This window comes from Streptomyces sp. NBC_00440 (assembly GCF_036014215.1).
Lineage (GTDB): Bacteria > Actinomycetota > Actinomycetes > Streptomycetales > Streptomycetaceae > Streptomyces.
The window spans coordinates 7,336,087-7,346,004 of record NZ_CP107921.1; the positions used below are offsets into that span (position 1 = coordinate 7,336,087).

Below are 9,918 nucleotides of genomic sequence, written 5' to 3' on the forward strand. Positions count from 1 at the left end.
GAGTGGAGACCGGCGCCTCCTTGAACTCAGCCCGGACAGTATCTCCCGGCCAGCGCCGGGAGGCCGCCGTGACGGAGGGATCCGGTCTGTTCGGGGGGTGTCAGGGGCGGTCCGCCGGAACCGGTCCTGACTGCGTCGGCGCGGACCGCACGCACTCCGTTACGATTCCCGCTCATGAGCACTCCTGACCAGAGCGAAGCGGTGGACACGGACCTGACCGAGCCCGGGAAGCCGGGCCTGACGCCTCGTCAGGCCCGGCGGATACGGATAGCGGTGGCATCCGTCATGATGGCCGCGGTCGCGCTGGTGCTCGCGGAGCGGATCACCAGCCGGTCGTCCCTGCTGGTCGTGGCCGACTACGGAATGGCGCTGATCCTCTGCGGTGTGGTCATCGAACTCAGCCGCAGCGGCCGTACCCGGGTCGCGAGTTGGCTGCTGTGCGTGGGCCTGGTGGCCGCTGTCGCCGCCGACTGGCTCGTACTGCCTTGACGCCGACGCCGACGCCGACGCCGACGCCTGACGCCGCCGACGGCCGCGTTCCGGGTGCGGATGGGGCAGAGGGAGTCAGGCGCCTTCGCCCGACCCGGTCCCCGAAGTGGAGGCCGCCTTGATCCCCTTGGTGATCTGGTCCATGACGGAGAGCGCGGGCGCCTTGGAGTTGATGTCGAAGCCGGAGCGTACGACGATCAGCATGCCGTCGGCCCCCGGCGACGGGAAGGCCAGCGACTGGACGTACCCGTCGTCACCCTTCTTCGTCACCACCTTCCAGCGCACCAGATAGCCCTGCTGGCCGGCCACCGTGACGGCCTCGGACTTCAGCTGCTGGTGCGAGGTGATCCCCGAAGAGGTCTCCCCGTAAGACTCCTTGGCGTTGCCCGCGATGTCCTTCTTCGCGGCGGCCTCCGGGTCGGTCGTCTTGATCTTCAGGGCGATCGCGGGTTCGGAGAACACCCCGCCGCGCACACACTGCGCGGTCTTGCCGTTCGCGCCGGACCCGCTCGGGCAGGTGTACTTGCCGATGGTCACGCCGGCCCCGACGGTCCCCGACTGGCCCGCCCAGCCCTTCGGTACGGGGATGCTGATCCCGCTGGCCGCGTCGGTGGCGTAGCCGTCCTCGGTCGGCGGTGCCTGCAACCCGGGGCCGTCGTCTCCGCCGCTGCCGCCGCCGTTCTGGCCGCTCCCGCCACCGCCGCCCGGTGTCCCGGGGCGGCTGGGCGCATCGGAGGGCGCCTTGGACGGGGCGGTCGCCGCATCCGATGTGTGCCCGGAGCCCGATCCGTCCGTCAGCAGATAGATACCGCCCCCGACGGCCGCCAGGACCACCACGGCGGCCGTGACCGCGGCGCCGATCCGCAACCGGCGCCGCCGGGCCGCGGCAGGCGGCACACGCAGCTGGTCGGTCCACTGGGCGCCGTCCCACCAGCGTTCCTGGACTGGGCCTATTCCTGTATACCCGGGGTCTCTGTGCCATCCGGGCGGGCTCATCTGGGTCACAGCCGCCACCGTAGCCGGGCTGCGTGAAAATCACATGAATCGGGGTCGGGGGAGGGCGCCGGGCGCCACGCGTCATACGCGGACCCGGGCCGGATTCAGCGGCCGGTCAACTCCGCAAGCACCTCCGTGAGCCACCCGACCCAGTACTTCTCCAGATCGATGCCGGCCCGGAGCACCAGATGCTGGAGACGGTCCTGCGGGGACGGGCCGGGCCGCGAGAAGTCACGCTTCTCGATGGCCAGATACTCGGCCAGCTTCCCCTCGTGCAGCCGGAGATGGCGCGCCAACTCGGATCCGAGGCCGTCCGTCCCCACCACGGCCGCCGCCCGCAGCCGCAGCAGCAGCGGATCGCGGGACGCTCTGGGATCCTCCGGCCTGGCCACCCAGGCCGTCAGTTCGGTGCGCCCCTCGGGCAGGACCTCGTACTCCCGCTTCCGCCCGCGCGAGGGCTGCTGCGGCAGCGGGCGGATGAAGCCGGACTGCTCCAGTTTGGCCAGTTCGCGGTAGATCTGCTGATGCGTCGCCGACCAGAAGTAACCGATCGACCTGTCGAATCGCCGGGTCAGCTCAAGACCCGACGACGGCTTTTCGAGCAGGGCGGTGAGGATCGCGTGCGGGAGGGACATGCGGGCATCCTAGAGAGATCCCGGCCGGGAGCTGCCGTTGTGCGGCGCCGGGAGCTGCCTCGATGCGGTGGCTCAGACGCTCGCGGCCAGTTCGGTCCCCTGGCGTACGGCCCGCTTGGCGTCCAGCTCGGACGCCACATCGGCGCCTCCGATCACATGCACCGGATGGCCCGCGGCGCGCAGCTGCTCGTACAGCTCGCGTCGCGGTTCCTGACCGGTGCACAGCACGACCGTGTCGACGGGGATCACCTGCGCGGCGCCGTCGACCGTGACATGGAGACCCTCGTCGTCGATCCGTTCGTACGTCACGCCCGCGACCATCGTGACGCCGCGGTGCCTGAGCTCCGTACGGTGGATCCATCCCGTCGTCTTCCCGAGCCCCGCACCGACCTTGGCGGTCTTGCGCTGGAGCAGATGCACGGTCCGCGGCGAGGCCGGCCGGACCGGGGCGCGCAGACCGCCGGGCGTGCGGTACTCGGTGTCGACACCCCACTGCTGGAAGAAGACCGCCGGGTCCTGGCTCGCCGACTCGCCGCTGTCGGTGAGGAACTCGGCGACGTCGAAGCCGATCCCGCCGGCTCCGATGACCGCGACACGCGGTCCCACCTGTGCGCCGTCCCGCAGGACGTCCAGATAGCTGACGACGCTGGGGTGGTCGAGGCCGGGGATGTCCGGGGTGCGCGGGACGACTCCGGTGGCGAGCACGATCTCGTCGAAGCCCTCCGCGGTGAGCGTCTCCGCCGTGGCCAGGGTCTTCAACCGGACATCGACGCCGCGCAGTTCGAGCTGGACCCGGAAGTAGCGCAGGGTCTCGTCGAACTCCTCCTTGCCGGGTATCCGCCGCGCCACGTTCAGCTGCCCGCCGATCTCTTCTGCGGCGTCGAAGAGCGTCACCGCGTGGCCGCGCTCGGCAGCCGACACGGCGAAGGCGAGCCCGGCGGGACCGGCGCCGACCACCCCGACGCGCTTGCGGCGCCGGGTCGGCGACAGGACCAGTTCGGTCTCACGGCAGGCGCGCGGGTTGACCAGGCAAGAGGTGATCAGACCGCTGAAGGTGTGGTCGAGACAGGCCTGGTTGCAGCCGATGCAGGTGTTGATGGTGTCGGAGCGGCCCTGTGCGGCCTTCGCGACGAACTCCGGATCGGCCAGGAAGGGGCGGGCGAGCGACACCATGTCCGCGCAGCCTCCGGCCAGCAACTCCTCGGCGACCTCGGGGGTGTTGATCCGGTTGCTGGTGATCACGGGAATGGTGACCGCGCCCGTGACCTTCTTCGTCACCCAGGTGTACGCGCCACGCGGCACCGACGTCGCGATGGTCGGTATCCGCGCCTCGTGCCAGCCGACTCCGGTGTTGATGATGGTCGCGCCCGCCGCCTCGATCCGCTGGGCGAGCGCGACCACCTCGTCCTGCGAGGAACCGCCGGGGACCAGGTCGAGCATGGAGAGCCGGTAGATGAGGATGAAGTCGGGCCCCACCCGTTCGCGTACCCGGCGGACGATCTCCAGGGGGAACCGGATGCGGTTCTCGTACGAACCGCCCCAGCGGTCCTCGCGGTGGTTGGTCTGCGCCGCGATGAACTCGTTGATCAGATAGCCCTCGGACCCCATGATCTCTACACCGTCGTATCCGGCGCTCCGGGCCAGCTCGGCCGCCCGTACGAAGTCCTCGATGGTCTGCTCGACCTCGTCGTCGGTGAGGGCGTGCGGGGTGAACGGGCTGATCGGCGCCTGGACCGCGCTCGGCGCCACCAGACCGGGGTGGAAGGCGTACCGGCCGAAGTGCAGGATCTGCATCGCGATCCTGCCGCCCGCCCGGTGGACGGCCGCGGTCACGATCTCGTGCTCGGCGGCCTCCGCCTCGGTGGTCAGCTTGGCGCCGCCGTCGCGCGACCTGCCCTGCTCGTTGGGGGAGATCCCGCCCGTCACGATGAGCCCGGCACCGGCGCGTGCGCGGGTCGCGTAGAACTCGGCCAACCGCTCGAAGCCGTCCGTCGCCTCTTCGAGCCCGAGGTGCATCGACCCCATCAGGACACGGTTGGGCAGCGTGGTGAAGCCGAGGTCGAGGGGGCTCAGCAGGTGGGGGTACGGGCTCATCCGGCGCCTCCGGTGCGCAGTGGTGGTCAGCTCTTTCTAGACCAGCCGCACCCTGTTGTGCAACAAGTTGCATAATGGAGTGCGTCACTGCCCGTGCCGTGGATGTCGCTGCTGCGTGTCCTGTATTCCGTCCCTGCGGTCGGCTCCTGCTGCCAGTTCCTGCGGTCAGTTCCTGCGGTCAGTCCCTGCGGGGTCAGTCCCTGCGGTCAGTTCCTGCGGGTCAGTCCCTGCGCAGCAGATAGGTGTCCATGATCCAGCCCTTCCGGGCGCGGGCCTCCGACCGCAGTTCCCCGATGCGCCCGGCGACCTCCGACAGCCGTCCGGAGACCAGGATCTCGTCCTCGGTGCCCAGATAGGCGCCCCAGTGGATCACCGGATCCTCGTCCACGTGGTGACGGAATGCCTGCTCGGCGTCGAGCATGACGACGACGTCGTCCACACCGTCGGGCCACCCCTCGGCGAGCCGCCGTCCGGTGGTGATCTGCACGGGCTGCCCGACCCGGTTCAGACCGGTGCGATGTCTGGCCGCCAGCGCCGACACACTGCTGATGCCGGGAATCACCTCATGGTCGAAGGCGACCGCGCCTCGCTCCAGGACCTCTTCGAGGATGGCGAGAGTGGAGTCGTACAGAGCGGGATCACCCCACACCAGGAACGCGCCGCACTCGTCATCGCCCAGGTCCTCCATGATCATGCGCTCGTAGATGCCGGCCCGGGCCCGCCGCCAGTCGTCGACGGCCGCGGCGTATCCGGAACCCCCGGCTGCGCGGTCCCGGTCGGGGTCCCGCGCCTCGACGAGCCGGTAGCCGCGGCCGTGCCCGATGTGCTCCTGGAGGATGTTGTGGCGCAGCCGGATCAGATCGGACTTCTCCGCACCCTTGTCGAGGAGGAAGAAGACATCCATCTTGTTGAGGGCCTTCACCGCTTGAATCGTCAGATGGTCGGGGTCGCCCGCACCGATGCCGATCACATAGATCTTTCTCACCCGCCGAGTCTGACGCATGTCCACCAGGTCCGGCGCCCGCCGGGGCTTATATCGGCCCCGGCCCGGCGCCCCCGGCGACGCCGCGCCCGGTCGGACGCCGACCGGCGGAGGGGCAGGGGGAAGGGCTGTTCAGGCGCCGGTCAGGCGTGGGGCCGACGCCCTCGCGTCGACCGGCCCCCGGAGCCCGCCCGCGAGTTGCTCCGCCCAGACGGTCAGCCCGCCGATGTCGATCCCGTACGGCATGGGCTCCGGGTACGCGGCGAGCCCGCCCGCACCCCGGAGCAGCAGCCGCGCACCGCCCGCGGTATTGCCGCGGGCGGCGTGCGTCAGCCCGACCGCCAGCTGCGCGAGACCCCGCCAGAGCGCGCGCTCCGACTCGGGCCCCGCCTTCCAGGCATCCTCGAACACCTCATGCGCATGGAAGGGCATCCCGGCGTCGAGCAGCCGCTGCGCCTCCCGCACGGTCTCCGCAGGAGCACGCGTCACCCCCTCCGGCTGCCGTTCCACGCCCTCGGCCCCGTACGGGAGCGGCCGCCCGAGCCCGTCCCGGGGCCGGGCATTGCGCGCCCGGCCATCGGCGTCGCGATCCCTCGTGGTGTCGCGCGAGCCGTCGCTCTTCTCGTTCATCCGCTGATTGTCTCCCGATCGCGGTCCCCCATGGCGGAGTCGGTCCGGCGGCCGGAGTGCGGTATGGTTCTCATGCAGGTCAGGCCAGGGGAAACCCCAGGTCAGACGGGCATCGGGACGTGGCGCAGCTTGGTAGCGCACTTGACTGGGGGTCAAGGGGTCGCAGGTTCAAATCCTGTCGTCCCGACAGTTCGAACGTATCGAACGTCGCAGGTGAAGGGCCGTTTTCATAACGGCCCTTTTTCTGTTCCCGGGCCCGCTCCCTGGGAGCGATGGGAGGGAGCACGCTCGCTCCCAGTCCCTTTAACGAATTGCTCCCACTCGGGCCGCTGCGCACATAAGCGAGGGTGGGAGCGGCGTCCCCATGTAGCTGTGCTGTTCGGGGTGGTTCCGTGTCTGCTCGGCGGCTGGGGAGTCACACGCCGCGCCGCCAAGACACCGGAGATGCGCGCCTTCCGGGACCTCTCGGATCCGCCGGCCCGGCCGGGTGCCGCACGCAGCGTTCTCGCCCTGTGTCTCCTCGCCGGAGTGGTCGGCATGTGGATTCCAGGGCTGGGACTGGAACTCGAAGGCGGCGTCGAACAGCGGACGGCCTTCGCTTTCGCCGGCGACCTGTTCCTCATCTGCCTGGCGCTGCTGATGGGGCCGTGGGTTCTCACGCCTCTGATGAAGCTCTGGACCGCACTCGTACCGTCGCGCAGCGTCGCCTGGCACCTTGCCCTGCATTCGTGCCGTGCACGGGCAGCTCGAAGCGTCACTACGGTGCTGCCCTTCGCGCTCTCCCTGTCGTTTGTCGGGCTCTTCATGGTGATGGGGAACGTCATGCCCGGAAGCACCGCCGGGCTGGGTGACGTCATGGTCGTTCTGGGCTGGGTCTTCGTCGTGTCCTGGGTCGGCGGCCTCGCCGTGATCGCCCTGGTCGGGCGGGAGCGCACCCGCGACTCCGCCGTCGTGACGGTCGCCGGCGCACGACCGGGCGTGGTCACCCGGTCAACGATCTATGAGGGAGCCATCTACGCCGGGACGGCAATCCTCTTCGGCGCGATCTCCATCGCCGTCACGAGTGCCACCATCGCCGCGGGAGCCAGGATCAGTATCGCCCGCGTTCTGAACGGTCTCCCGTGGGAAACGCTCGGCGCACTCGCCGCTGTGACCCTCCTGACCACCTGCCTCGCCCTGGCCCTCCAGGCTGCCCGCACATCACGCACGGTCGCTGCCCGGGCCCTGCGTTCGTAACTCCGGCATGACCACTCGCGTCACCGCCGCGCAACAAGATGAGGATCAACCCCAAATGTTCTCCAGGATCACTGGCTTCGTGCGCCGTCATACCCTGTCGGACCGCCAAGGCGTCGCCTTGCAGGAGCGCACTCTCATGAACGGCGCACACGCCGTCAAGCTGAAGGGACGACGCCGACGGTCCCGCACCGTAGCCGTCGTCGCCGCCTCGACGGTCGCTGCGCTCACCGCTTCCGCGTGCCACACCGTCACAACCGGCAAGCATCCTTCGGCTCCAGGATCATCGAGCGCTGCTGGGGTGAGCGCAGAGCTGCAGAAACTCATGCGAGGTGCCCCATGGTCCTCGGGACAGTGGGGTCTTCAGGTCACCGACCTGAAATCCGGAAAGGTCGTGCAGTCCAAGAACGCCACGTCCAAGTTCGTGACAGGCTCGACCGCCAAGACCTTCGCCGTCGGCGCCGCGCTCGACACACTCGGGAGCAGCCATCGGTTCCGCACCCCCCTTGTTCGCTCCGGTTCGGTATCGCACGACGGCCGCCTCTCCGGAAACCTCATCATGGTGGGAAGCGGCGATCTGACACTCGGCGGGCGGACCAACGCGCTCGGAAAGGTCGACATCCCGGATTTCGACCACACCGATGCAAATGCCGTGCCTGGTATGGCCACCCTCACGCGTGAAGACCCCCTCGCCGGCATCAATGACCTCGCCCGACAGGTCGCGGCGAGCGGCATCCGGCACATCGACGGAGACGTGGTCATCGACGACCGCCTCTGGGCCCCTGTGACGATCGGAGGCACACCCATCACGCCAACAGTCGTCAACGACAACCTCATTGACCTGCTGATCACCCCCGCAGCACCCGGCCGGCAGGCAACCGTCGACTGGCGCCCCAAGACCGCCGCGTTCACCGTCGACTCGCGCGTCACCACGACTCCCGCCGGGACGAAGCCGGCCGTGAAGACCGACTCTCCCGCTGCCGGACGCATCCGGATAGGGGGTTCCGTGCCGGCGGACGCCGCCGCGCCCTTCATCGCGACGTACCAAGTGCCCGACCCGGCCGCGTTCGCCCGCACGGTACTCATCGAAGCACTCGCCAAGCATGGCGTCTCCGTCGCCTCTCCAACCCTGGGGGACAATCCCAGCAGCAAACTCCCGCCGGTGCAGAAGGTCAAAAGGCTGCCCGTCTCCGCAAGCTACACGTCACCCCCCTTCAAGGAATACGCAAAACTGATCAACAAGGTCAGTCACAACCTCGGCGCCAACCTTCTGCCGCCCCTGATGGCCGTCCACAACGGCAAGCACACCTACGCCGACGGCATGAAGACCGAACGAGAATTTCTTACGCGTGCCGGCATCGACCGTGATTCCTTCGATCTCGTGGACGCCCAGGGCCTCACCCGTGACAGGGCCACACCGGCCGCCCAGACACAACTACTGCGGAATCTCTCCGGGAAGAACTACTTCGGCGTCTTGCACGACTCCATGCCGACCATGGGCGTAGACGGCTCGCTGGCCGGCGTCATCAAGCCCACCGACCCGGCCGCAGGCCACATCCGAGCCAAGACCGGCACCCTGATCGGTGCCGTCAACGGGAAGTTGGCCCTGACCACCAAGGCACTCGCCGGATATGTCGATGCGGAGAACGGCCGCCGCTACGCCTTCGCCATCTACGTCAATGACATCCCCGCACCGGGTAACACCGTGAACGGTGCCATCGACCTGGCACTCAAAGCCAACAAGCAGTTGGGCGCCATGGCCGCAAGCATCTACCGGAACCCCAATCCCTGAGAAGCACGACCCCACTCAAGTGGACAACGCGGCTCCATCGGCAGGGACGTTGTGGTCGACTACCTGTCTCAACGGAGCCGCGTCGCTCATGTTCTGGACCTGACAGATACGTGCTACGAGCCCTTGTGCCCCGGGCGGAAACGCTGACTGTCCGGCCTTTGGGTTACCTCATCCGCTTCTCGGCCTCGCAGGAGGGACTCGGTGAGCCCCTGCCAGTGGGCGGTCACGAGTTCCGCCAGCCGGTCCGGATCGCCCTCGCTCGCGGCCTGAACGATGTCCCGGTGTGTGGCGATGTCATTGGCGACACCGTGATGGCCATGGCCGTTTCCGGGATGACCGCGGCCTCCGCTGCGGGCGCACCGATGAGCCGCCAACTGTTGGAGCGGACTGCCGACGCGCTCTCGTTCCATCTCTCGGTCGTGACCCCGGGATCCGTGGCGGCTCTGGTCGGAGACGTGTGCTACGCGATCGTCCCGAGTCCCGCACAGGGCGCCAACGCCGACGATCTGCCCGAGAAGGCACAGTCGGCTGCGCGGGACTTCCTGCAGCGGGCCTCGGACGGGCTGACCGGTGTGGTTCTCGGCATCGGTCGTGCCGTCGATTCGGCCGGCCCCGCTGACCTGGCCCGATCCCGGCACGACGCTGACCGGACGCTGCGAGTGCTCCGCCAGCGGCCCGGGAGACGTGTCGCCCGGTACTCCGAAGTCCAGGTCGACGCACTGCTGTTGGAACTCGGGGATCTGCTGCGCAGCGAGGGCGGCCTTCCCGACGGACCGATCGAGCGTCTGCGCACCTACGACCGGGGAAACGGCACCGCCCTGGTCGAGACTCCGACCGCCCGGCTGGACAGTCTCGGAAATGTTCTGGGCGCCTCCGCCTCGCTCGACGTGCATCCGAACACCTTCCGATACCGGCTGCGGCGGGCCGCGGAGATCGCCGGGACGGACCTTGACGACACCGGGAAACGCTTCGCCGCGATGCTCGAACTCCGCGTCATGCGAGCGGACCCTCCATGAGTTCACCTCCTCCCAGGGCGTCCGCGCGGGCCCGCCCGACCAGTCGACAGG

The 9,918-nt window shown here is 69.0% G+C and carries 9 protein-coding genes and 1 tRNA gene; 5 read left to right on the forward strand and 5 right to left on the reverse strand.

The annotated features are described in order from the left end of the window. Positions 1-174 precede the first annotated feature (174 nt). Positions 175-489, forward strand: a complete 315-nt coding sequence (locus OHB13_RS32705; protein ID WP_266850983.1) for a hypothetical protein — start codon at positions 175-177, stop codon at positions 487-489. A 75-nt stretch (positions 490-564) separates the two neighbouring features. Here the strand turns inward: OHB13_RS32705 and OHB13_RS32710 are convergent, their stop codons facing one another. The 5 genes from OHB13_RS32710 to OHB13_RS32730 form a co-directional block, all read right to left on the reverse strand. Further along, positions 565-1,485, reverse strand: coding sequence for a DUF2510 domain-containing protein (locus OHB13_RS32710; RefSeq protein ID WP_328380446.1), 921 nt, complete (start codon positions 1,483-1,485; stop codon positions 565-567). A gap of 104 nt (positions 1,486-1,589) precedes the next feature. Then, complete coding sequence (locus tag OHB13_RS32715) at positions 1,590-2,120, reverse strand: PadR family transcriptional regulator (RefSeq protein ID WP_328379497.1); 531 nt, start codon at positions 2,118-2,120, stop codon at positions 1,590-1,592. Between the two features lie 72 nt (positions 2,121-2,192). After that, positions 2,193-4,214: an NADPH-dependent 2,4-dienoyl-CoA reductase gene (locus tag OHB13_RS32720; RefSeq protein WP_328379498.1), complete on the reverse strand. Its 2,022-nt coding sequence runs from the start codon at positions 4,212-4,214 to the stop codon at positions 2,193-2,195. 220 nt (positions 4,215-4,434) lie between these two features. Beyond that, the gene (cobF, locus tag OHB13_RS32725; protein WP_328379499.1) at positions 4,435-5,199 is read right to left on the reverse strand and encodes a precorrin-6A synthase (deacetylating); all 765 of its coding nucleotides are present in this window, start codon (positions 5,197-5,199) and stop codon (positions 4,435-4,437) included. Positions 5,200-5,328: 129 nt separating this feature from the next. Next, positions 5,329-5,826 carry a DUF309 domain-containing protein gene (locus tag OHB13_RS32730; RefSeq protein ID WP_328379500.1) on the reverse strand — a complete coding sequence of 166 codons (498 nt, stop codon included), beginning with the start codon at positions 5,824-5,826 and terminating at the stop codon, positions 5,329-5,331. 113 nt (positions 5,827-5,939) lie between these two features. Between OHB13_RS32730 and OHB13_RS32735 the strand changes: the two genes are divergently transcribed. From OHB13_RS32735 to OHB13_RS32750, 4 genes are all read left to right on the forward strand, one after another. Beyond that, positions 5,940-6,013 (forward strand) — tRNA-Pro (locus OHB13_RS32735). Positions 6,014-6,198: 185 nt separating this feature from the next. Next, the gene (locus OHB13_RS32740; protein WP_328379501.1) at positions 6,199-7,062 is read left to right on the forward strand and encodes a hypothetical protein; all 864 of its coding nucleotides are present in this window, start codon (positions 6,199-6,201) and stop codon (positions 7,060-7,062) included. A 7-nt stretch (positions 7,063-7,069) separates the two neighbouring features. Further along, the gene (gene dacB / locus OHB13_RS32745; RefSeq protein ID WP_328379502.1) at positions 7,070-8,851 is read left to right on the forward strand and encodes a D-alanyl-D-alanine carboxypeptidase/D-alanyl-D-alanine endopeptidase; all 1,782 of its coding nucleotides are present in this window, start codon (positions 7,070-7,072) and stop codon (positions 8,849-8,851) included. Positions 8,852-9,009: 158 nt separating this feature from the next. Continuing rightward, positions 9,010-9,867 carry a PucR family transcriptional regulator gene (locus OHB13_RS32750; protein WP_328379503.1) on the forward strand — a complete coding sequence of 286 codons (858 nt, stop codon included), beginning with the start codon at positions 9,010-9,012 and terminating at the stop codon, positions 9,865-9,867. Positions 9,868-9,918 lie beyond the last annotated feature (51 nt).